Source organism: Serratia sarumanii, from assembly GCF_029962605.1.
Taxonomy (GTDB): Bacteria; Pseudomonadota; Gammaproteobacteria; order Enterobacterales; family Enterobacteriaceae; genus Serratia; species Serratia sarumanii.
Genome location: NZ_CP124750.1, coordinates 468508 through 490035 on the forward strand (window position 1 = coordinate 468508; position 21528 = coordinate 490035).

The 21528-nt window shown below is 61.7% G+C and carries 19 protein-coding genes; 4 read left to right on the forward strand and 15 right to left on the reverse strand.

The features are described 5' to 3' along the window. Nucleotides 1-9: 9 nt before the first annotated feature. The 9 genes from SSARUM_RS02170 to argF all read right to left on the reverse strand — a co-directional run bounded on the left by SSARUM_RS02170 (nt 10) and on the right by argF (nt 9260). The gene (locus SSARUM_RS02170) at nt 10-738 is read right to left on the reverse strand and encodes a proteasome-type protease (protein WP_015376453.1); all 729 of its coding nucleotides are present in this window, start codon (nt 736-738) and stop codon (nt 10-12) included. 75 nt (nt 739-813) lie between these two features. Next, the gene (locus tag SSARUM_RS02175; RefSeq protein WP_004933384.1) at nt 814-1608 is read right to left on the reverse strand and encodes a transglutaminase family protein; all 795 of its coding nucleotides are present in this window, start codon (nt 1606-1608) and stop codon (nt 814-816) included. After that, nucleotides 1605-2531 carry an alpha-E domain-containing protein gene (locus tag SSARUM_RS02180; protein ID WP_004933382.1) on the reverse strand — a complete coding sequence of 309 codons (927 nt, stop codon included), beginning with the start codon at nt 2529-2531 and terminating at the stop codon, nt 1605-1607. The genes SSARUM_RS02175 and SSARUM_RS02180 overlap by 4 nt, the downstream gene beginning before the upstream one ends. After that, complete coding sequence (locus SSARUM_RS02185; RefSeq protein WP_033636861.1) at nt 2525-3961, reverse strand: circularly permuted type 2 ATP-grasp protein; 1437 nt, start codon at nt 3959-3961, stop codon at nt 2525-2527. Before SSARUM_RS02185 ends, SSARUM_RS02180 begins: the two co-directional genes overlap by 7 nt. 260 nt (nt 3962-4221) lie before the next feature. Then, on the reverse strand, nt 4222-4608 hold the full coding sequence (ridA, locus tag SSARUM_RS02190) for a 2-iminobutanoate/2-iminopropanoate deaminase (RefSeq protein WP_004933379.1): 387 nt from the start codon (nt 4606-4608) through the stop codon (nt 4222-4224). Between the two features lie 157 nt (nt 4609-4765). Beyond that, nucleotides 4766-5230 (reverse strand): aspartate carbamoyltransferase regulatory subunit, encoded by a 465-nt coding sequence (pyrI, locus tag SSARUM_RS02195; protein ID WP_033636863.1) that lies wholly within the window; start codon nt 5228-5230, stop codon nt 4766-4768. A gap of 12 nt (nt 5231-5242) precedes the next feature. Next, complete coding sequence (gene pyrB / locus SSARUM_RS02200) at nt 5243-6178, reverse strand: aspartate carbamoyltransferase (RefSeq protein WP_049204480.1); 936 nt, start codon at nt 6176-6178, stop codon at nt 5243-5245. A gap of 298 nt (nt 6179-6476) precedes the next feature. Then, nucleotides 6477-8045 (reverse strand): ABC transporter substrate-binding protein, encoded by a 1569-nt coding sequence (locus tag SSARUM_RS02205; protein ID WP_039567698.1) that lies wholly within the window; start codon nt 8043-8045, stop codon nt 6477-6479. Nucleotides 8046-8240: 195 nt separating this feature from the next. Continuing rightward, the gene (gene argF, locus SSARUM_RS02210; protein WP_060423000.1) at nt 8241-9260 is read right to left on the reverse strand and encodes an ornithine carbamoyltransferase; all 1020 of its coding nucleotides are present in this window, start codon (nt 9258-9260) and stop codon (nt 8241-8243) included. Nucleotides 9261-9422: 162 nt separating this feature from the next. Between argF and rraB the strand changes: the two genes are divergently transcribed. Both rraB and miaE read left to right on the forward strand, forming a co-directional pair. Beyond that, complete coding sequence (rraB, locus tag SSARUM_RS02215; RefSeq protein ID WP_025305115.1) at nt 9423-9848, forward strand: ribonuclease E inhibitor RraB; 426 nt, start codon at nt 9423-9425, stop codon at nt 9846-9848. Nucleotides 9849-9900: 52 nt separating this feature from the next. Further along, nucleotides 9901-10665, forward strand: coding sequence for a tRNA isopentenyl-2-thiomethyl-A-37 hydroxylase MiaE (miaE, locus tag SSARUM_RS02220; RefSeq protein ID WP_015376459.1), 765 nt, complete (start codon nt 9901-9903; stop codon nt 10663-10665). Between the two features lie 15 nt (nt 10666-10680). On the opposite strand, the gene SSARUM_RS02225 is transcribed toward miaE, so the two are convergent. From SSARUM_RS02225 to pepA, 5 genes are all read right to left on the reverse strand, one after another. Continuing rightward, on the reverse strand, nt 10681-12288 hold the full coding sequence (locus tag SSARUM_RS02225) for a GMC family oxidoreductase (RefSeq protein ID WP_060430756.1): 1608 nt from the start codon (nt 12286-12288) through the stop codon (nt 10681-10683). A gap of 225 nt (nt 12289-12513) precedes the next feature. Continuing rightward, entirely contained in the window at nt 12514-13017 is a 504-nt protein-coding gene (locus SSARUM_RS02230; RefSeq protein WP_060430758.1) for a GNAT family N-acetyltransferase, read from the reverse strand. 200 nt (nt 13018-13217) lie between these two features. After that, nucleotides 13218-16094, reverse strand: a complete 2877-nt coding sequence (locus SSARUM_RS02235) for a valine--tRNA ligase (protein WP_060430760.1) — start codon at nt 16092-16094, stop codon at nt 13218-13220. A 12-nt stretch (nt 16095-16106) separates the two neighbouring features. After that, nucleotides 16107-16556: a DNA polymerase III subunit chi gene (locus tag SSARUM_RS02240; protein WP_033631663.1), complete on the reverse strand. Its 450-nt coding sequence runs from the start codon at nt 16554-16556 to the stop codon at nt 16107-16109. Nucleotides 16557-16640: 84 nt separating this feature from the next. After that, the gene (gene pepA, locus SSARUM_RS02245) at nt 16641-18152 is read right to left on the reverse strand and encodes a leucyl aminopeptidase (protein ID WP_033636874.1); all 1512 of its coding nucleotides are present in this window, start codon (nt 18150-18152) and stop codon (nt 16641-16643) included. A gap of 282 nt (nt 18153-18434) precedes the next feature. Here pepA and lptF point away from each other — a divergent pair, with 282 nt between their 5' ends. After that, nucleotides 18435-19529, forward strand: coding sequence for an LPS export ABC transporter permease LptF (lptF, locus tag SSARUM_RS02250; protein WP_033636875.1), 1095 nt, complete (start codon nt 18435-18437; stop codon nt 19527-19529). Beyond that, nucleotides 19529-20599 (forward strand): LPS export ABC transporter permease LptG, encoded by a 1071-nt coding sequence (gene lptG, locus SSARUM_RS02255; protein WP_060430762.1) that lies wholly within the window; start codon nt 19529-19531, stop codon nt 20597-20599. The genes lptF and lptG overlap by 1 nt, the downstream gene beginning before the upstream one ends. Nucleotides 20600-20660: 61 nt before the next feature. Here the strand turns inward: lptG and SSARUM_RS02260 are convergent, their stop codons facing one another. Next, the gene (locus SSARUM_RS02260) at nt 20661-21419 is read right to left on the reverse strand and encodes a DeoR/GlpR family DNA-binding transcription regulator (RefSeq protein WP_060430764.1); all 759 of its coding nucleotides are present in this window, start codon (nt 21417-21419) and stop codon (nt 20661-20663) included. Between the last annotated feature and the right edge of the window lie 109 nt (nt 21420-21528).

The following is a 21528-nucleotide window of genomic DNA, read 5'->3' on the forward strand; positions in this document are numbered from 1 at the left end:
CCCGGATCCCTACAGCTGCAGCGGCGGCAACTGGGTGAAAATGCTGACCAGCCCTTCGCCCCAGCCCTTGCGGATGGCGCTGAAGTACGGATGGTCTTCGGTAATGCGGTATTGCCGGGCATGGCTGAAGCTGTCGCGCGGGTAGATCATCACGTCGAGCGGCAGCCCGACGGACAGGTTGCTGCGCAGGGTCGAATCCAGTGAAATCAGCGCGCATTGCATCGCTTGTTCCAGCGGCGTGTCGTAGTGCAGCACCCGGTCGATGATCGGTTTGCCGTATTTGCTTTCGCCTATCTGAAAATAGGGCGTGTCGCGGGTGGCTTCGATAAAGTTGCCTTGCGGGTAGATATGGAACAGCCGCATCTCTTCCCCGCTAATTTGGCCTCCGAGCAGCAGGTTACAGCTGAAGTCGGTGGTGCTGCCGCTTTGCTGCGCCTCGCTGTCGCGCTGGATCACCTCGCGCACCGTTTCCCCCACCAGCGTGGCGGCGTCGTAGAGGCTGGGAGCGTTGAGCAGGTTGGGGCGTTCGGCGTCCTTGCTGCGGTGCAACAGCAAACTGATGATGCTCTGGGTGGTCGCCAGGTTGCCGGCGCTTTGCAGCACCAGCGTGCGATCGCCGTCCTGTTGGAACACGTGCAGTTTGCGGAAGGTGGAAATATGGTCCACCCCGGCGTTGGTGCGCGAATCGGACGCAAAGACCAGCCCGGACGACAAACGCATGGCCACACAGTAGGTCATACTACAATCCCTCAAAACAAGACCGGCACGCCGCCAACGCGCAGCGTGCCCGAAACATTTTCCATCGGCAAGCGGCTACTGGCCGGTTGGCATCATTTGTACGGCGGCGATGGCGCTCATGTCTTCGCAGCCGCCGCCCAATCGCATGCCGCGCACCGGGCAGGCGTCCAGATAATCGATGCCGACCGCCAGCTTAAGGTGCTGATTCGGCATGCGCGTATTGTTGGTCACGTCGAAGCTGTGCCAGCGTTCCTCCACCCACACTTCCGCCCAAGCATGGGTGGCGACATGGGTCGAGTCTTCGCTGTACAGGTAGCCGCTGACGTAGCGCGCCGGGATGTTCAGGCTGCGGCAGCAGCTCAGGAAGACATGCGTATGATCCTGACACACGCCGCTGCCGGCGGCGAAAGCCTCGGCGGCGCTGTCGGTCACGCGCGTGGAGCCAGGGCTGTAAGGCATTTTCAGCAGCAGTTCGCCCATCAGATGTTCCAGGCCGCTCAGCACCGCCTGCGGTTGATGATAACGCAGGGCGAAGGCCTGAATGGCGTCATCGGGTTGAGTCAGCGGGCTATGGCGCAGAAATACCAGCGGCGACAGATGCCCGAGCGCCCGATCTTCGACGCCGTCTTCAATCTCCACTTCCCCGAGCACCCGAATGGTGATGGCCTGATGCGGTTCATCAAGCGTCAGCACGTGCAGTACGTTGCCGAAGGCGTCGGTGGTGCGCACCGCGTCATCCGGCAACGACAGTTGCCAGGAGAGGATGCGCTGATGGGGCGAATCCTGCGGCGTCAACCGCAGATATTGGGTGCTGCGCTGCACCGGCTGGGCGTAGCGATAATGGGTGTTGTGCTCAATATTCAGTTTCATTGCGCCTCCAGATAAGTGTGATGGATGCTTTCGGCGATGCCGTTCACCTGGCCGAGAAAGGCGCTCAACCACTCGCCCAGGCCGATCTTGTTCAGGTCCTTCATGCTGCTGAAGCGCAGCTCGGCATGCAGGGTGTGCGCCAGACGTCGCGGTTGGTTGGCGCCGCCGCCGATCAGTTCCAATTGCTGCACCATGTCGCCGACGCAGGCCAGCAGTGAACGCGGGATTTCATTGCGCAGAATCATCAGTTCGGCGATGGTCTCGCGGCTCAACGGCTGCTTGTAGATGCTGTGGTAGGCTTCGCGCGCGCTCACCGCCCGCAGCAGCGTGTCCATGCGGTAATATTCGCGCACCGGGTCGCCGTCGATGTCCATCAGCGTGTTCTTCACCTCCAGCAGACGGGCGGTGCCGTCGGCCCGCTCCAGCAGGGTGCCGAGACGGATAAAGCGCATGGCGTCGCTGCGCAGCAGCGTGCCGAACATGGCGCCGCGAAACAGATGGGCGCGCTCCTTCACCCAGTCGAAGAAGGCATCGGCGCCCACCGAGCCGATGCCCTGGCGGCGGATCAGTTTCATCTCTATCCAGGTGGCGTTGATGCACTCCCAGACTTCGGATGACAGGCTGCCGCGCACCGCGTGGGCGTTGTTCCAGCCCATTTGCAGGCAGCTGAAGATGCTGCTGTGGTTACGGTTGTCGAGCGCGAAGAAACTGACCAGATTGGGCATCGTCAATTCCGGGTAGGCGGCGGCATACAGCTGGCCGGTGCCGGTCAGGTTGAGCGGCACCTGCAGATCCTGATCGCCGCCGTCGCGGATCGGCATCATCGACAGCTTGTTGGTGACGTCCAGCACCCGGGCGATGCTTTCCGCCCGCTCCAGATAGCGGGCCATCCAATAGAGTTCACTGGCGGTGCGGCTCAGCATAGGTCGTCCTCCAATACCCAGGTGTCCTTGGTGCCGCCGCCCTGCGACGAGTTCACCACCAGCGAACCTTCCGCCAACGCCACCCGGGTCAGGCCGCCGGGCACCAGGCGGATCTCCGCGCCGCTGAGGGCGAACGGCCGCAGATCGATATGCCGCGGCGCCAGACCATCGTTGACGAAGGTCGGGCAGGTGGACAGCGCCAGCGTGTTTTGCGCAATGTAATTCTGCGGGCGAGACAGCAGCAGAGCGCGGAAGCGGGCGAGCTCGTCCTTGCTCGCCGTGGGGCCGATCAACATGCCGTAGCCGCCGGCGCCGTGCACCTCTTTCACGACCATCTGTTCGAGGTTGGCCAGCACATACGACAGTTCGTTTTTATGTCGGCACTGCCAGGTTGGCACGTTGTTGAGGATCGGTTCCTCTTGCAGGTAGAAGCGCACCATATCCGGCACGTAGGGGTAGATCGATTTGTCGTCGGCCACGCCGGTGCCGATGGCGTTGGCCAGCACCACATTGCCGGCGCGATACACCGACAGCAGCCCCGGTACGCCGAGCATCGAGTCCGGCCGAAACGCCAGCGGATCGAGGAAGGCGTCGTCCACCCGACGATAGATCACGTCCACTTTGCACGGCCCGGCGGTGGTGCGCATGAAGACCGCGCCGTCCTTGACGAACAGATCGGCGCTTTCGACCAGCTCCACCCCCATCTGCTGCGCCAGGAAACTGTGCTCAAAATAGGCGCTGTTGAAGCGGCCCGGCGTCAGCACCACCACGGTGGGATCGTTGATGGGCGAGCTTTCGCGCAGCGTTTGCAGCAGGTGCGACGGGTAGCGCTCCACCGGCGCGATGCGTTGCCGGGCGAACAGTTCCGGATAGAGACGCATCATCATTTTGCGGTTTTCCAGCATGTAAGAGACGCCGGACGGGGTGCGCAAGTTATCTTCCAGCACGTAGTATTGGCCGTCGCTGTTGCGGACCATGTCCACGCCGACGATATGCGCATAGATATCGCGATGCAGATCAACGCCTTGCATACAGGGTTGATACTGATCGTTGGCCAGCACCTGCTCCGCCGGAATGAGGCCGGCCTTCAGAATATGCTGCTGGTGGTAAATGTCATGCAGGAAGGCATTGAGCGCCTGTACGCGCTGGCGAATGCCGCGATCGAGCATCGCCCATTCGACGGCCGGAATAATGCGCGGCACGCTGTCGAACGGGATCAACCGCTCAGCGCCGTCATCGTCGCCGTAGACGTTGAAGGTGATGCCCACCCGGTGAAACAGCAGCGCAGCCTCTTCCCGCTTGCGTTGCACGGCCTGGTGATCGGCCTGCTGCAGCCATTGCCAGTAGGCGTCGTAGTGGCCACGGTGTTTTCCCTCAGCCAGAAGCATCTCATCAAAAAACGGTGAAGCGGAAAGATTGATATTCAGCATCGTCACCTCGTCGACATTGCAGGCTGTCAATCAATCGAGCATAAAACGTGCCAAGGCGATAACGGGCGAAAATGGCGCAGAGCGAGGCTGCCGCGGCGAAAAACGCCCGTTCGCGGTGCAGGTTTGGCGTGACGACGCCTTAATATAGGGCGAAAAGGCGGCGGCGGTGAGCGCTAAAGGCGCAGGGACGGCAGGCTGTCGGGGCAGAGCAGAAATAAAAACGGCCAGTCTGCACTGGCCGTGATGCGCGTGACCGTCGATTAACGACGCACGGCGATGGCTTCGATTTCGATCTTCACGTCTTTCGGCAGACGCGCCACTTCCACGCAGGAGCGGGCCGGGAACGGCGCGCTGTGCTCGGTGAAGAAGGCTTCGTACGCGGCGTTGACGGTGGCGAAGTCGTTCAGATCTTTCACGAACACGGTGGTTTTCACGATGTCGGCAACGATCAGGCCGGCGGCTTCGACGATCGCTTTGACGTTTTCCAGCGACTGGCGCGCCTGAGCGGCCACGTCGTCGGCGACGGCGCCGGTTTTCGGATCGACCGGGATCTGGCCGGAAGTGATGATCATGCTGCCCAGATCAACGCCCTGCACGTAAGGACCAATGGCTGCCGGGGCGAGTTCAGTGCTGATATTACGTGACATGTTTTCTCCTGATAGACCCGTTGTCTTTCACGCCGCTGCGCGGTCGGCCGCAGCTTGAAATTCGGTGGGTAGCAACGTGGGTAGAGTTATTTTCAGGCACCCATTATAGGGAGTGACGCGCAGATTAACAGCGCCGCTCCCGCTAAAAGGGCAGAATTCAGTCGGCCTGCAACACCACCTGATGCTCGAACTCTTTCTCGCAATAGCGGCACTTCAGGTGCACTTCGCCGTCGCGCGGCTTCACGCTGAAGCTCGACGCCACCGGCTCGCTGCGGCTGATGCAGTTGCTGTTCGGGCAGGTCAGCACCCCGTCGATGTGGTCAGGCAGGCTGAGGGTCAGCTTGCGCACCACTTCGTAGTTATCGATGCGGTTTACCGTGGCCTTCGGCGCGTACATCGCCAGCTGGTTGGCCTGCTGCTCGGTCAGGAAGGTGTTCTCGATCTTGATCAGATCCTTGCGGCCCAGCGCGTTGGAGGGCAAGTTCAGGCCAATGGTGATGCGCTGGTCGGTGGCGGTCAGTTTGAACAGCGTCAGCAGTTTGAAACCGATCTGCGCCGGAATGTGGTCGATCACCGTGCCGCATTTGATCGCTTCGACCTGCAGTTTGTTGTCGTGAGTCATGGCGGTTCCCCCTTAAAGAGCCAAATCTGCGTTAAGCACCAGCGCCAGCAGCGCCTGGCGGGCGAAGATGCCGTTGCCCGCCTGCTGGAAGTAGTAGGCATGCGGCGTTTTATCCACGTCGGTGGCGATCTCGTCGATGCGCGGCAGCGGGTGCAGCACCTTGAGGTTGGCGCGCGCGCCGGCCAGATCCGCGGCGCGCAGCACGAACTGCGCTTTCACGTTGGCGTACTCGGAAGGATCGAGGCGCTCTTTCTGTACCCGGGTCATGTAGAGAATATCCAGTTCCGGCACCACTTCTTCAATGCTGCTGTGCAGGCTGTACTCGATGCCTTTCTCTTCCAGCATTTTCAGGATGTAGGCCGGCATCGCCAGCGCGTCCGGGGCGATGAAGTAGAAACGGTTGCCTTCGAACTTGGCCAGCGCCTGGGTGAGCGAGTGCACGGTGCGGCCGTACTTCAGGTCGCCGACCATGGCGATGCTGAGGTTGCTCAGGCGACCCTGGGTTTCCTGGATGGTGAACAGATCCAGCAGGGTCTGGGTCGGGTGCTGGTTGGCGCCGTCGCCGGCGTTGAGCACCGGCACGTTGCCGGAGAACTCCGAGGCCATGCGCGCCGCGCCTTCCTGCGGGTGGCGCATCACGATGGCGTCCACGTAGGTGCTGATCACCGAGATGGTGTCGGCCAGGGTTTCGCCTTTCTTGCCGAGCGAGGTGTTGCTGCCGTCGGCGAAACCGACTACCGAGGCGCCGAGGCGGTGCATCGAGGTCTCGAACGACAGGCGGGTACGGGTCGAGGCTTCGAAGAAGCAGCTGGCGATCACCTTGTGTTTCAACAGTTCCGGCTGCGGGTTGGCTTTCAGACCGGCGGCGGTGCGCAGCACCAGCTCCAGATCCTCGCGGCTGAGATCGTTAATAGAGATGATGTGTTTGTGATACAGCGGGTTGGCCATTTTTCACTCCTCCTCGACGCGTGCCCGTGGCGCGGGACTTTGGGATATTCTCAAGGCAAAAAAAAGCCCCTCAATGAGGGGCTTGAAACGATCGGTTTAGCAACAGGAGAAACAACGGCAGCTGGCCGCCGATAGGCAGTCGGTTTTGTCGATTGCGGCTAACAAAACAAACGTCGTTTTTCATGCTTTCTCCTGGCAAATTGTGGCGCATTATACTCGCGCTTTTCGCCACTGCAAGCGTTAAAACGCCGTTTTTTGCCGCCCCGCAATCGATTGGCCGGCGATGGCCGCCCGCCGGCTATTTGCTGACGCGATCGTAGTAGACCATGTCGGCGTTCAGCCCCTGCTGGTAGCCTTTGACGTTGTCGCGCAGCACCACTTCGGTTTTGGCCTGATCGATAAACACGTACGGCGAACTGCGCTGCAGTTCCTGCTGCATGGCGGTATACAGCGCGCGGCGCTTGGCCGGATCGGCTTCGGCCAGCGCCGCCAGAGTCTGCTGGTTCAACTGCGGGATCTGCCAGCCGTTCAGCCCGGCCACCGTGCTGCTTTTGCCGTCGTTGTAGGCGAAGGCGCTGGCGTTGGAGTGGGCGTCGAAGTAATCCGGGATCCACAGGCGGATCGCCGCCTGATGCTGCCTGGCGCGCACGCGGGAGTAAACCTGGCTGCCCGCAGCCGGCAGCAGCTCGACCTTCACGCCAGCGGCGGCGAAGCTGCCCTGCAGAGCCTGCGCGATGGTGATGAACGGCGGTTTGTTCTCTACGTCCAGCGTAAAGGTGGCGTGGGTGATGCCTGCCTTGGCCAGGATGGCTTTCGCCTTGGCCGGATCGTAGCTGAACGGGTTGGTCTCCAGCGCGCCCGGCAGCCCGACCGGCAGGAAGCTCTGGTGCACGAAGTATTGGCCCTTCAGCAGATCCTTCGTGATGCCCTGATAATCCACCAGATAGCGCGCCGCTTCCCAGAAGGCCGGGTTGTTCAGCAGCGGATTGGCGCCGTTGCCGGTGTTGAACACCAGGTAGTTTTGTTCGGCGGACGGGATCTCCAGCACCTTGACGCCCGGTTGGTTTTTCAGCGTGTCGGTCTGATCGGCGCCCAGTTCGCGGGCGATATCGGCGTCGCCCTGCTGGATCAGCAGGCGGCGGGTGGCCGGATCCGGCACGTTTTTAATGATGATGTTTTTCAGCTGCGGCTTGTCGCCCGGCGTGGTGGGGTTGGCGTCCAGCACGATCGCCTGATGCGGCTGATAGACGCGCATCTTGAACGGGCCGCTGCCGGCGGAGTGCATTTTCAGCCAGGCGTTGCCGAAGTCGCCGTCTTTGACGTTGGCCAGCGCCGCCTTGCTGTCGACGATCGAGGCGATCGGCGTCGAAAGAATATTCAGCGCCACCGCCGGGCTGACGTCCGCCGTCCAGCGCAGCTGCACCGTATGTTCGTCGATCTTCTTCAGCTGCGCGTCGATGTTGTCCGGCTGCCAGCCGAGCACGTTGAGGATGAACGCCGGCGACTTGTTCATCTTGACCGCGCGGCTGTAGGAAAAGATCACGTCGTCGGCGGTCAGCGGGTTGCCGGAGGCGAACGCCGCCTGCGGCCGCAGTTTCACCGTCAGCGTTTTGGCCGCCGCATCGCTCTGCCAGCTTTCCGCCAGCACCGGCGCTACCTTGGCCGGATCGTCGCGATCCGCCTGCACCAGCCGCTGATACAGGCTGGGCACCGTCTGGATGCTGGAGAGTTCGTTGGCTTCCGCCGGATCGAGGCTGACGATGTCATCCAGCGATTGCACCACCACCAGCGTATTCGGCGGCGTGGCGGCTAACGCGGCGGCGGGCAGGGCGGTGAGCAGGAACAGCGGCAAGAGTTTGGCTTTCATCGGTGTGTATCCCCTGAAGGCGCCGCAGGGCGACGCTGAGAACGGTTTGTTATCGTTGGTTTTTACGGCGCGGGCGCCGTCGGCCTGTCACGGTAGAGCCTTTGCCGGCGGTGAGCAAAGGTCAATCCGCTATTTGATATTCCTGGAATATATTAGCCGCCCTGGCCGGGGGCGCCAGGGCGGAGGGGAGGGCGGTCAGAGGGTTTCGCTCAGGGTGGCGACCAGCACCGCCTTGATGGTGTGCAGCCGGTTTTCCGCCTGATCGAACACCACGCTGTGCGCCGACTCGAACACTTCGTCGGTCACTTCCATGCCGCCGTGCAGATCGTACTGCTGCGCCATCTGCTTGCCGAGCGTGGTTTGATCGTCGTGGAACGCCGGCAGGCAGTGCAGAAACTTCACGTTCGGGTTGCCGGTCAGCTTCAGCATCGCCATGTTGACCTGATACGGCCGCAGCAGCGCGATACGCTCCTGCCAGGTCTCTTTCGGTTCACCCATCGACACCCACACGTCGGTGTAGAGGAAGTCGGCGTCTTGCACCCCTTCGGCGATGTCTTCGGTCAGGGTGAGTTTCGCGCCGGTTTGCTGCGCCAGCGCCTGGCATTCGGCCACCAGCTCCGGCTGTGGCCAGCAGGCCTTCGGCGCCACCAGCCGCAGATCCATGCCCGCCAGCGCGGCGGCTTCCAGCAGCGTGTTGCCCATGTTGTTGCGCGCGTCGCCGACGTACGCCAGCTTCACTTCACTCAGCGCCTTGCCCGGCAGGTGTTCCTGCACGGTGAGCAGGTCCGCCAGCAATTGGGTAGGGTGAAACTCGTCGGTTAGGCCGTTCCACACTGGCACGCCGGCGTGCTGCGCCAGGGTTTCCACCAGCGCCTGGCCGTAGCCGCGATACTGAATACCGTCGTACAGGCGGCCCAGCACCCGGGCGGTGTCTTTCATCGACTCCTTATGGCCGATCTGGCTGCCGCTCGGGCCGAGGTAAGTGACCTGCGCGCCCTGATCGAATGCGGCAACTTCGAAAGAGCATCGCGTGCGGGTCGAGTCTTTTTCGAAGATGAGCGCAATGTTTTTGCCCTGCAGCCGGCGCTGTTCCTGCCCCTGCTTCTTGGCCTGCTTCAGATCGGCCGCCAGTTTCAGCAGCGCCTGCAGCTCGGCGGGGGTGAAATCCATTAACCTCAGAAAGTGACGTTGGTAGAACGCATTGCCGGTGCTCATAGTCCGATTCCCTGATTGCTTAATTGAATTAAAATTCACTTTATATGTATGAATATTCAAATTCAACCCCGGCGAGGAAATCTTTCACGTTTATCGTGGAAGCAACGTCGGCGGTGTGTGAAAATAGAAGGAATGAAGGCCATTTGACTTGAGGATATAGGCATGGCAAACCGCGAATTGCTGGAAGAACAACGTGAAGAGACCCGCCTGATCATCGAAGAACTGCTGGAAGACGGCAGCGATCCGGACGCGCTCTACACCATCGAGCACCATCTGTCCGCCGAGAAATTTGAGGTTCTGGAGCAGGCCGCCGTTGAGGCCTTCAAGCTGGGCTACGAAGTGACCGACGCCGAAGAGCTGGAAGTGGAAGACGGTTCGATGGTGATGTGCTGCGACGTGATCAGCGAAGTCGGCCTGAACGCCGAGCTGATCGACGCCCAGGTCGAGCAGCTGGTGGCGCTGGCGGAACGCTGCGGCGTCAACTACGACGGCTGGGGCACCTACTTCGAAGATCCGAACGGTGAAGACGGTGAGGATGACGAAGACGGCGACTACATCGACGAAGACGACGACGGCAAACGCCACTGATTAACCCCGCTTATTCACTTGGGCCGGTTCTCGCCGGCCCCTGATAAACGCCATGACATACCAATCCCTGTTAGCCCCGATTTTAAGCTTCCTGCACTGTGAAACCCCCGACGCCTGGATCGACGCCGCGCGCCGTCCGGAAAACCTGCAGCTGTTGCTGACCGACCACCTGGTGTGCGAGCTGAAAGCCGCGCAGACCGGCATGTGGCTGATCCGCCGTTACGTGGCGGACAAAGAGAGCGGTGACGCGCTGTTGGCGCTGCTGCGCCCTTACGAGGCGTTTCTGCACGAAGCGCAGGGCGCGCCGGACACGCTGTTTCGTCAGGGCCAGTTCACCCGCAAGATCCTGCCGAAAAACGGCTCGGCCTACGGCCAGGATCTGGCGGATCGCATGGTGCTGTTGATCAAGGAAGAGTTGCATCACTTCTCGCAGGTGCTGGAGATCATGCAGGCGCGTGGGATCCCGTATCGCAAGATCACCGCCAGCCGCTACGCCAAGGGCATGATCCGCGAGATCCGCACCCACGATCCGGCGACGCTGATCGACAAACTGATCTGCGGCGCCTACATCGAAGCGCGATCCTGCGAACGCTTCGCCAAACTGGCGCCGCACCTGGACGACGAGCTGAACCGCTTTTACGTCTCGCTGCTGCGATCCGAAGCGCGCCACTATCAGGACTACCTGACGCTGGCCGAGCAGATCGCCGGCGGTGACATCAGCGAACGGGTGGCGCATTTCGGCCGCCTCGAGGCTGAGCTGATCCTGTCGCCGGACAGCGAACTGCGCTTTCACAGCGGCGTGCCCGCCGCCGCCTGACGTTGAGGCGCGCCCTTACTGCGGCGCGCCCAGCAACAGATCCACCGCCTTTTCCGCCAGCATGATGGTCGGTGCATTGGTGTTGCCGCTGGTGAGCTGCGGCATCACCGAGCAGTCGATCACCCGCAGCTGCTCAAATCCGTGCACCCGCAGCTGCGGATCGGTCACCGCGTCCTGGGGCGACGGCCCCATGCGGCAGCTGCCCACCGGGTGATACACCGTCTTGCAGAAGTTGCGTACGAACTCTTCCAGCTGCGCTTCGTCGCGCGTCCACTCCGGCTGCGGCATCAGCAGATTTTTGATCAGCGGCTTCAGCGCCGCGGTTTGCAGGAAATCCAGGCCGAACTTCACCGCGCGCACGCTGCCGGCCAGATCGTCCGGGTGGCCGAGGTAGTTGGCGTGCAGCTTGACCGGATCGCGCGGGTTGCTGCTGCGCAGCAGCACTTCGCCGCGCGCCTTCGGCTGCAGGTAGCCGACCTTGAGCGTGAAGCCGTGAATGTTCGGCAGCGGCTCGCCGGGCACGTCGTCCCAGCTGTCCAGCAGCGGCAGGAAGTGGATCTGCACGTCCGGCCGGCCGTCGCCCTGGCTGTCGGTGAAGGCGGCGCCTTCCAGCACGTTGGATGAGAGCACGCCGCTGCGAAACGCCAGCCACTGCGCGCCGTGGCTCAGCGCCTGCAGGCCGCGATCGGCGCCGAACAGGCTGATCGGCTCGCGGGTGCTGACGTTGATCGACATGTGCAGGTGGTCGTGGAAGTTTTTGCCCACCGGCAGATCCGCCCGCACCTCAATGCCCAGCTGTTGCAGGTGGTCGCGCGGGCCGATGCCGGACAGCATCAGCAGCTTCGGCGAACCGACCGCGCCGGCGCTGACGATCACCTCTTTGGTGGCGCGCGCGGTGACTTCCGCGCCGCCGTTCTGGCTGTAGACCACGCCGGTGGCGACGTTGCCCTCGAAGGTCAGCCGGTGCGCCAGGGCGTTCAGTTTCACCACCAGCCGCCGTTCGTCGCGCACCGCCTTCAGGTAGGTGCGGGCAGTGCTGGCGCGTTCGCCGTTGTGGGTGGTGGTTTGGTAGAAACCGACCCCGTGCTGGCTGTCGCCGTTGAAGTCGTTGCGGTAGGGCAGGTTCAGCTCCTGGCCGGCGCGGATAAACGCCATGCTGAGCGGGTGGCGGTAGCGGTTTTCGCTGACCGGCAGCAGCCCGTCGGCGCCGTGGTAGTCGTCCGACAGGCTTTCATTGGCCTCGGCGCGTTTGAAGTAGGGCAGCACCTCGCGGTAGCTCCAGCCGGTGCAGCCGTAGCGTTCGGCCCAGTCGTCGTAGTCCTGCGGCTGGCCGCGCAGGTAGATCATGCCGTTGACCGAGCTGCTGCCGCCCAGCACCTTGCCCTGTGCGATCTGCATGCGGCGGTTGTTGGCGTGCGGTTCCGGCTCTGTCTCGTAGGGCCAGCTCTTTTTGGCGATGATCTTGGCCACCCCGGCCGGCATCTTGATGAACAGGTTATTGTCGTCGCCGCCGGCTTCCAGCAGCAGCACCCGCGCCGGGGTGCGGCGGATCAGCTGCGCCGCCAGCACGCAGCCGGCGGAACCGGCGCCGACGATGATGTAATCAAAGGTATTTTCCGACATGACAGCTCTCCGTGCGCGATTGGGATACTGGCAGAGTAACGCGGGGGAAAAAGCGGTCAATTTGCGATCGTTAATTTATTAACGAACTTCACATTAAATTTACATCGTGGTTTTTAACGTCAGTTTATCTGCTTGAAAAACGGCGTTATAGCGAATTTTACTGATTGATTGCGATATTAATAAAATGGCGCAGCAAGCTGCGCCATGATAGAGAGGCGGGGGCGATTACAGCGTTTTCAGCATGGTGACTTCGCAATCGACGTGGCCGGTAGCGCCCATCGCGTGGTCGATGTGTTCGAAGCCCAGGTGTTCGTACAGCGCAACGGCCTGCGTCAGGCTGGCGGTGGTCTCGAGGTAACAACAGCGGAAGCCGTGCTGGCGGGCGAAATCCAGCGCCTGCAGCGCCAGGCGTTTCGCCAATCCCTTGCCGCGCAACACCGGCAGGAAATACATCTTCTGCAATTCGCAAATATCGTCTGCGCCGCCCTGCAGCGGCGCGATGCCGCCGCCGCCGGCGACCTGGCCGTCCACCTCGATCACCCAGTAAGCGCTGCGCGGCAGGCTGTAGAGCTGATACAGGGCGTCCAGATTGGGATCGGAGACGGTATAGCCTTTATCCGCCGTCAGGCCGTGCTCGGCGGAGACTTCGCGAATGACGTGAGCAATGGCGGTATTGTCTTCCGCCGTGATGGAGCGCACCAGCAGGCGCGCCGGGGTTGCTGTTGTCATGTTTACACTCGCCATTGAAAGAGACCACGTTCGTTTTTCGTTTTTATCGCAGCACGAAACGCGCCGGGGGTTATTTCCCGGCGGCGTCCCTGCAGCAGTAATATCTTGTAATAACATCTAACCCGGCCCGGATGCAACGGCGATAAAAAAACAGCGGGGAAGACCCCGCTGTTTTTCAGGCGTTGGCGTGAGCCGGTGGATTACAGCGCGGCGATGGTCGCCTGCTGTTCCTGCAGCTTCACTTTGCCTTCTTTGCAGGCCGCCAGACGATCGCGCTCTTTGGCGACCACCGCTTCCGGCGCGCGCGCCACGAAGCCTTCGTTCGCCAGCTTGCCTTCGATCGAAGCGATTTCCGCATCCAGTTTGCCCATCTCTTTCGCCAGACGCGCGATCTCGGCGTCTTTGTCGATGAAACCGGCCATCGGGATCAGCAGCTCGGCGCCGTCCACCAGCTTGGTGACGGAGACCGGGCCTTTCTCACCGGCCGGCAGCAGCGCGATGGATCCCAGGCGCGCCAGACGGGCGATAAAGCTTTGGTTCTCCTGCACGCGGCGCTGGGCGTCGGCGCTGCAGTTGCGCAGCAGCACGTCGAGCGCTTTGCTTGGCGCGATGTTCATCTCGGCGCGGATGTTGCGCACGGCGATGATGGTTTGCTTGATCCACTCCAGATCGTTCAGCGCCTGCTCGTCTTCCAGCGCGGCGTCGTAGGCCGGGAACGGCTGCAGCATGATGGTGTCTGCGGTCGTGCCGGTCAGCGGCTTCACGCGCTGCCAGATGGTTTCGGTGATGAACGGAATGATCGGGTGCGCCAGGCGCAGCAGCGCTTCCAGCACGGTGATCAGCGTGTGGCGGGTGCCGCGCTGTTCCGCTTCGCTGCCGTTGCTCACCACCGGCTTGGTCAGCTCCAGATACCAGTCGCAGAACTGGTTCCAGGTGAATTCGTACAGGATGTTGGCCGCCAGATCGAAGCGGTAGGTATCCAGCGCTTCGCGGTAGGCTTTCACCGTGCGGTTGAATTCGGCCAGGATCCAGCGATCCGCCAGCGACAGCACTTTCTCGCCGCCGTTGAAGCCGCAGTCGTGCGCTTCGGTGTTCATCAGCACGAAGCGGCTGGCGTTCCACAGCTTGTTACAGAAGTTGCGGTAGCCTTCCAGGCGCTTCATGTCCCAGTTGATGTCGCGGCCGGTCGAGGCCAGCGCCGCCAGGGTGAAGCGCAGGGCGTCGGTGCCGTGCGGCTCGATGCCGTTCGGGAACTGCTTCTCGGTGCGCTTGCGGATTTTCTCCGCCAGCTGCGGCTGCATCATGTTGCCGGTGCGTTTTTCCAGCAGATCTTCCAGCGAGATGCCGTCGACCATGTCCAGCGGATCGATCACGTTGCCTTTTGACTTGGACATCTTCTGGCCTTCGTCGTCGCGGATAAGACCGGTCATGTAGACGGTCTTGAACGGCACCTGCGGCTTGCCGTTTTCATCCTTGATGAAGTGCATGGTCAGCATGATCATGCGCGCGATCCAGAAGAAGATGATGTCGAAGCCGCTGACCATCACGCTGGTCGGGTGGAAGGTTTTCAGCGCCTCGGTCTGCTCCGGCCAGCCCAGGGTAGAGAAGGTCCACAGGCCGGACGAGAACCAGGTGTCCAGCACGTCTTCGTCCTGGGTCAGCACCACATCGGCGCCCAGGTTGTTCTCGCTGCGCACTTCTTCTTCGCTGCGGCCCACGTAGACTTTGCCGTTCACGTCATACCAGGCCGGGATGCGGTGGCCCCACCACAGCTGGCGCGAGATGCACCAGTCCTGAATGTCGCGCATCCAGCTGAAGTACATGTTTTCGTACTGCTTCGGCACGAACTGGATTTCGCCCTGTTCGACCGCTTCCACCGCCACTTTGGCCAGCGGCGCGGTGCGCACGTACCATTGGTCGGTCAGCATCGGCTCGATCACCACGCCGCCGCGGTCGCCGTAAGGCACCGTCAGGTCGTGCGGTTTGATCTCGTCCAGCAGGCCTAACTGATCGAAGGCGGCAACCACCGCTTTACGCGCCGCGAAGCGCTCCAGGCCGCGGAACTCGGCCGGGATTTCGTTGCAGTAGTCGGTGCAGACTTCGCCCAGGGTGTTGAACACTTCCGCTTCCTGACGGATGTCGCCGTCGAAGGTCAGAATGTTGATCATCGGCAGGCCGTGGCGTTTGCCGACTTCGTAGTCGTTGAAATCGTGCGCCGGGGTAATCTTCACGCAGCCGGTGCCTTTTTCCATATCGGCGTGTTCGTCGCCGACGATGCGGATGCGGCGGCCGACCAGCGGCAGAATGATCTCTTTGCCGATCAGGTCTTTATAGCGCGGATCTTCCGGGTTGACCGCCACGCCGGTATCGCCCAGCACGGTTTCCGGACGGGTGGTGGCGACCACCAGGTAGTCTTTGCCCTCGGCGGTTTTCGCGCCGTCGGCCAGCGGGTAGCGCAGGTGCCACATGGAACCTTTGGATTCGCGGTTTTCCACTTCCAGATCGGAGATGGCGGTGCGCAGCTTCGGATCCCAGTTCACCAGGCGCTTGCCGCGGTAGATCAGATCTTCTTTGTGCAGACGGACAAACACTTCGCGCACCGCGTTCGACAGGCCTTCGTCCATGGTGAAGCGCTCGCGCTCCCAGTCCACGGAGTTGCCCAGACGGCGCATCTGGCGGGTGATGGTGCCGCCGGACTCTGCCTTCCACTGCCAGATCTTGTCGATAAACGCGTCACGGCCGTAGTCGTGGCGGGTTTTGCCTTCTTCCGCGGCGATCTTGCGCTCCACCACCATCTGGGTGGCGATGCCGGCGTGGTCGGTGCCCGCCTGCCACAGGGTATTTTTACCCTGCATGCGCTGATAGCGAATCATGGTATCCATGATGGTCTGCTGGAACGCGTGGCCCATGTGCAGGCTGCCGGTGACGTTCGGCGGCGGGATCATGATGCAGAAGCTATCCTGGCTGGTGTCGCCGTTCGGCTTGAAGTAACCCTGATTCTCCCAGTGATCGTACAGCTTCTGTTCGATCTGCTTTGGGTCGTATGCGGTGTCGAGCTGACTGTTTGTCTTTTCCATTCTTTATCGTATTCAGTGAGTTGGCGGCGTAGCCGTGGTCAAATGGAAGCCGACGCTGCGATAGGCCTTGTAACGGTCGCGCGCCAACTGTTTCAGAGTGTCTTCGTAAGGAACGAAGTCTACCACTTCATGGAAAGCGGTAGCAAAATCGGCAAACTGCGGCAGCAGGGCGATCAGCAGATCGCGCGGGGCATTGCCGCGCTTGCCGGGCCAGCACAGCTCCACCGGCGCGCCATAGTGCGGCCCTTCGCCGGCCAGGTTGTGCGGCACGAATTCATGCGGCTCGCGCTGCCATAGCGCTTCGTCCAGCCGCTGGGCCTGCTCCTGGCTCTCGCAGGCGATCAGCACCCGTTTGCCGGAACGGAAGCCGTTGGCGGCAACGGCGCAGGCCACGGCCTCATGGGCGCTGAGCGCACCAGACGGTTCCGCGTTGTCGAGCAAATAAAACGTCGCCTGTTTCATTAAGGATCCACCGCTGCCGATAAAAAAATGTAGGGGCACAGCATGCTGTGCCCCTTGGGATTATACCTGAATTACCGCTCAGATTTAATCGTCGCCGTTCAGGCCCGCGCGGTTCAATAGGAACTGCGACAGCAGCGCCACCGGGCGGCCGGTCGCGCCCTTGGCTTTACCGGAGCGCCAGGCGGTGCCGGCGATATCCAGGTGCGCCCAGGTGTACTTGCGGGTGAAGCGCGACAGGAAGCAGGCGGCGGTGATGGCGCCGCCAGGGCGGCCACCGATGTTCGCCATGTCGGCGAAGTTGGAGTCCAGCTGCTCGTAGTACTCGTCGGCCATCGGCAGGCGCCAGGCGCGGTCGCCGGCCTGCTCGGAAGCGCCCAGCAGCTCGTGCGCCAGCGGGTTGTGGTTCGACATCAGGCCGGTGATGTGGTGGCCCAAGGCGATCACGCAGGCGCCGGTCAGGGTGGCGATGTCGATCACCAGCTCCGGCTCGAAGCGCTCGACGTAGGTCAGGGTGTCGCACAGCACCAGGCGGCCTTCGGCGTCGGTGTTCAGCACCTCGACGGTCTGGCCGGACATGGTAGTCAGCACGTCGCCCGGACGGTAAGCCCGGCCGCCCGGCATGTTTTCACAGCCGGCCAGCACGCCGATCACGTTCAGCGGCAGGTTCAGCTCCGCCACCACGCGCATCACGCCGTACACGGTCGCCGCGCCGCACATGTCGTATTTCATCTCGTCCATGCCGTCGGCCGGTTTGATCGAGATGCCACCGGAGTCGAAGGTCAGCCCTTTGCCTACCAGCACGATCGGCTTAGCGTCCGGATTTGGGTTGCCCTTATATTCCATCACCGACATCAACGACTCGTTTTGCGAACCGGCACCGACCGCCAGATAGGCGTTCATGCCCAGCTCTTTCATCTGCTGTTCACCGATGACGCGGGTGGTGATGTGGGTGCTGAAGGCGTCCGCCAGCTGGCGGGCCTGCGAGGCCAGGTAGCCGGCGTTACAGATGTTCGGCGGCATGTTGCCGAGATCTTTGGCCGCCTTGATGCCGGAAGCCACCGCCAGGCCGTGCTGAATAGCGCGCTCGCCGCTGGTGAGCTCACGGCGGGTCGGCACGTTGAACACCATTTTGCGCAGCGGACGGCGCGGCTCCACCTTGTTGCTTTTCAGCTGATCGAAGGTGTAGAGCGTCTCTTTGGCGGTTTCCACCGCCTGACGCACTTTCCAGTAGGTATTGCGGCCTTTCACGTGCAGCTCGGTCAGGAAGCAGACCGCTTCCATTGAGCCGGTGTCGTTGAGGGTATTGATGGTTTTCTGGATCACCTGCTTGTATTGGCGCTCATCGAGCTCGCGCTCTTTGCCGCAGCCGATCAGCAGGATGCGCTCGGAGAGAATGTTGGGCACATGGTGCAGTAGCAGCGTCTGCCCGACCTTGCCTTCCAGTTCGCCACGGCGCAGCAATGCGCTGATATAACCATCACTGATTTTGTCGAGTTGTTCTGCGATAGGGGACAGGCGGCGCGGTTCGAAAACGCCGACTACAATACAGGCACTGCGCTGTTTTTCCGGGCTACCGCTTTTTACACTGAACTCCATGCACTCTCCTGAATCTTAAAGACAAAGGCGGACGCTACGGCTAGAATAACCGACTCCGTAACGATCTCCCGCCATTTGAGTTAACGGATTATGTTAACCTGAACGGCGTAAATTGCTCTGTTTTGGCGACTATAAGCAAGTTCCTATAGGACACCCAAACGGCTTGATGTTGTAATACTATTTTAGCTGTGAAGGTTGCCATATGATGAGAATAAATGGCGGATTAGCGATGAAATTATCGATTTTCCTGCAAAAAGACAAGTTTTCACAGGCGTAATAAGCGTGATCATCATAAGATATCTGGTACGGGAAACGCTCAAGAGCCAAATCGCCATCCTGTTCATCCTGCTTCTGATCTTCTTTTGTCAGAACCTGGTCAGGGTGTTGGGCGATGCGGTGGACGGCAATATCCCGACAAACTTAGTCCTCTCCCTGCTGGCGCTGGGCGTGCCGAAAATGGCGCAGCTCATCCTGCCGTTGAGCCTGTTTCTCGGCTTGCTGATGACGCTTGGGCGGTTGTATACCGAGAGCGAAATCACCGTTATGCACGCCTGCGGGCTGGGCAAACGCACCCTGATTATCGCCGCCATGATTCTGGCGCTGTTCACCTCTGCGATCGCGGCGGTGAACGTGTTTTGGGCCGGCCCCTGGGCCTCGCGCTATCAGGACGTGGTGGTGAACGAAGCCAAGGCCAACCCGAGCATCGCCGGGCTGGCGGAAGGGCAGTTCAAACCCTCGCAGGACGGCAACGCGGTGTTGTTTATCGGCAACGTGAAGGGCAGCACCTTCAACGACGTGTTCCTGGCGCAGCTGCGGCCGAACGGCAACCAACGCCCGTCGGTGGTGGTGGCCGAGCACGGCAACATCGTGCAGCAGAAAGACGGCTCGCAGGTGGTGACGCTCGACAAGGGCACCCGCTTTGAAGGCACCGCGCTGCTGCGCGATTTCCGCATTACCGACTTCAACGACTACAAGGCGGTGATTGGCCACCGCACCGTGGCGGCGGACAACACCGAATCCGAACAGATGTCGATGCAGACGCTGTGGGAGTCCGACGATCCGGACGCGCGCGCCGAGTTCCACTGGCGCCTGACGCTGGTGGTGTCGGTGGCGCTGATGGCGCTGCTGGTGGTGCCGCTCAGCGTGGTGAACCCGCGCCAGGGCCGCGTGCTGAGCATGCTGCCGGCCATCCTGCTGTATCTGATCTTCTTCCTGCTGCAGACCTCGCTGCGCTCCAACGCCGGCAAGGGCAAGCTGGATCCGATGCTGTGGCTGTGGCTGGTTAACGGCGTTTACTTCGCAATCGCGCTGGCGCTGAACCTGTGGGATACCGTGCCGATGCGCAAGCTGCGCGCACGCCTGAGAGGAGCGGCCTGATGTTTGGCGTATTAGACCGGTATATCGGTAAAACGATTTTCAACACCATCATCATGACGCTGTTCATGCTGGTGTCGCTGTCCGGCATCATCAAGTTCGTCGATCAGCTGCGCAAGGTCGGCCAGGGCGAATACACCGCGCTGAGCGCCGGCATGTACACCCTGCTGAGCGTGCCGAAAGACATCGAGATCTTCTTCCCGATGGCGGCGCTGCTCGGCGCGCTGCTCGGCCTGGGCCAACTGGCGACGCGCAGCGAACTGGTGGTGATGCAGGCTTCCGGCTTCACCCGCCTGCAGATCGCCGGCTCGGTGATGAAAACCGCCATTCCGCTGGTGCTGCTGACCATGGCGATCGGCGAGTGGGTGGCGCCGCAGGGCGAGCAGATGGCGCGCAACTACCGCGCCCAGCAGATGTACGGCGGCTCGCTGCTCTCCACCAAGAGCGGGCTGTGGGCGAAGGACGGCAACGACTTCATCTACATCGAGCGCGTCTCCGGCGATAAAGAACTCTCCGGCGTGAACATCTACCACTTCAACGACCAGCGTCGCCTGGAAACGGTGCGCTATGCCGCCACCGCCAGCTTCGAGAACGGGGTGTGGCAGCTTTCGCAGGTGGACACCTCGGATCTGACCGACCCGAAACAGGTGACCGGCACCCAGACGCTGACCGGCGAATGGAAAACCAACCTGACCCCGGACAAGCTGGGCGTGGTGGCGCTGGATCCGGATTCGCTCTCCATCAGCGGGCTGCGCAACTACGTGAAGTACCTGAAGCAGAGCGGACAGGAATCCAATCGTTACCAGCTCAACATGTGGAGCAAAATCTTCTCGCCGCTGTCGGTGGCGGTGATGATGCTGATGGCGCTGTCGTTCATCTTCGGCCCGCTGCGCAGCGTGCCGATGGGCATCCGCGTGGTGACCGGCATCAGCTTCGGCTTCCTGTTCTACGTGCTGGATCAGATCTTCGGCCCGCTGAGCCTGGTGTACAGCATGCCGCCGGTGCTGGGCGCGCTGCTGCCGAGCATGCTGTTCCTGCTGATCAGCGTGTATATGCTGCTCAAACGCAAGTAGCGGGGCGAGCGGTAGTGAAGAAAGGCGTGGCCGTGGGGCCGCGCCTTTTTTGTTGGGGGGGTTAGCTGACGCTCAGCAGCGCGATGCCGGCATCCTGATAGGCCTGCGCGTCTTCCGGCAGGCGATCCAGCACCAGGGTGTCGATCTGGGCAGGGGAGGCGAACTGCGCCAGCGAGGTGTTGCTCAGCTTGGAGTGATCGCACACCACGATCACCTGATTGGCATGCTCCACCATCGCGCGCTTGGTTTCGGCCAGCATGATGTCGGCCACGCAGGCGCCCTGTTTCAGCGACAATGCGTTGGTACCCATAAACGCCTTGTCGATGTTCAGCGTATCCAGCAGCGAACGGCCGTTGATGGCGACCGCGCAGTGATAACCCTTTTTGACGATGCCGCCCAGCAGGATGATCTGGATAGATTCGACGTCTTCCAGACTCTTGGCGATCATGAAATCGTTGGTGACCACGGTCAGGTTGCGGCGCTGGCGTAGATGGCGGGCGATCTGCAGGGTGGTGGTGCCGGTGTCCAATACGATGATGTCGCCGTCTTCCACCAGGCCGGCGGCCAGTTGACCGATTTGCTCCTTGGCGCTGAGGTTCACCTCTTCACGCTGATCGGAACCGACCTCGAAGCTGGCGCGGGTGCGCAGAATGGCGCCGCCGTGGGTACGCGTCAGCATGCCGGCGTCTTCCAGAATGCGCAGATCGGTGCGGATGGTGGCGCCGGAGACGTTAAAGTGCGAGCTCATTTCCCCCACGGAGAGCTTGCGCTTCTCCTTGAGAATGGCGAGGAGTTTTTCCTGGCGCTCTTCTGCGAACATGCTCACTCATTCACTCCTGACAGGCACAATGGACGTGCGGCTAATATACCCCGCGCATCGGCGGCAGGCAAAGCGCTTGCCGGCCGCCGCTGGCAATATTCCAGCGGGC

Bases quoted from the DNA above. Each gene is read 5' to 3' on its own strand.
- SSARUM_RS02175 (WP_004933384.1), bottom strand. From the start codon at position 1,608: ATGAAACTGAATATTGAGCACAACACCCATTATCGCTACGCCCAGCCG.
- miaE (WP_015376459.1), top strand. From the start codon at position 9,901: ATGACATACCAATCCCTGTTAGCCCCGATTTTAAGCTTCCTGCACTGT.
- SSARUM_RS02240 (WP_033631663.1), bottom strand. From the start codon at position 16,556: ATGAAACAGGCGACGTTTTATTTGCTCGACAACGCGGAACCGTCTGGT.
- SSARUM_RS02230 (WP_060430758.1), bottom strand. From the start codon at position 13,017: ATGACAACAGCAACCCCGGCGCGCCTGCTGGTGCGCTCCATCACGGCG.
- SSARUM_RS02180 (WP_004933382.1), bottom strand. From the start codon at position 2,531: ATGCTGAGCCGCACCGCCAGTGAACTCTATTGGATGGCCCGCTATCTG.
- SSARUM_RS02170 (WP_015376453.1), bottom strand. From the start codon at position 738: ATGACCTACTGTGTGGCCATGCGTTTGTCGTCCGGGCTGGTCTTTGCG.
- ridA (WP_004933379.1), bottom strand. From the start codon at position 4,608: ATGTCACGTAATATCAGCACTGAACTCGCCCCGGCAGCCATTGGTCCT.
- SSARUM_RS02225 (WP_060430756.1), bottom strand. From the start codon at position 12,288: ATGTCGGAAAATACCTTTGATTACATCATCGTCGGCGCCGGTTCCGCC.
- rraB (WP_025305115.1), top strand. From the start codon at position 9,423: ATGGCAAACCGCGAATTGCTGGAAGAACAACGTGAAGAGACCCGCCTG.
- lptG (WP_060430762.1), top strand. From the start codon at position 19,529: ATGTTTGGCGTATTAGACCGGTATATCGGTAAAACGATTTTCAACACC.
- pepA (WP_033636874.1), bottom strand. From the start codon at position 18,152: ATGGAGTTCAGTGTAAAAAGCGGTAGCCCGGAAAAACAGCGCAGTGCC.
- SSARUM_RS02185 (WP_033636861.1), bottom strand. From the start codon at position 3,961: ATGCTGAATATCAATCTTTCCGCTTCACCGTTTTTTGATGAGATGCTT.
- pyrB (WP_049204480.1), bottom strand. From the start codon at position 6,178: ATGGCCAACCCGCTGTATCACAAACACATCATCTCTATTAACGATCTC.
- SSARUM_RS02260 (WP_060430764.1), bottom strand. From the start codon at position 21,419: ATGTTCGCAGAAGAGCGCCAGGAAAAACTCCTCGCCATTCTCAAGGAG.
- argF (WP_060423000.1), bottom strand. From the start codon at position 9,260: ATGAGCACCGGCAATGCGTTCTACCAACGTCACTTTCTGAGGTTAATG.
- SSARUM_RS02205 (WP_039567698.1), bottom strand. From the start codon at position 8,045: ATGAAAGCCAAACTCTTGCCGCTGTTCCTGCTCACCGCCCTGCCCGCC.
- SSARUM_RS02235 (WP_060430760.1), bottom strand. From the start codon at position 16,094: ATGGAAAAGACAAACAGTCAGCTCGACACCGCATACGACCCAAAGCAG.
- pyrI (WP_033636863.1), bottom strand. From the start codon at position 5,230: ATGACTCACGACAACAAACTGCAGGTCGAAGCGATCAAATGCGGCACG.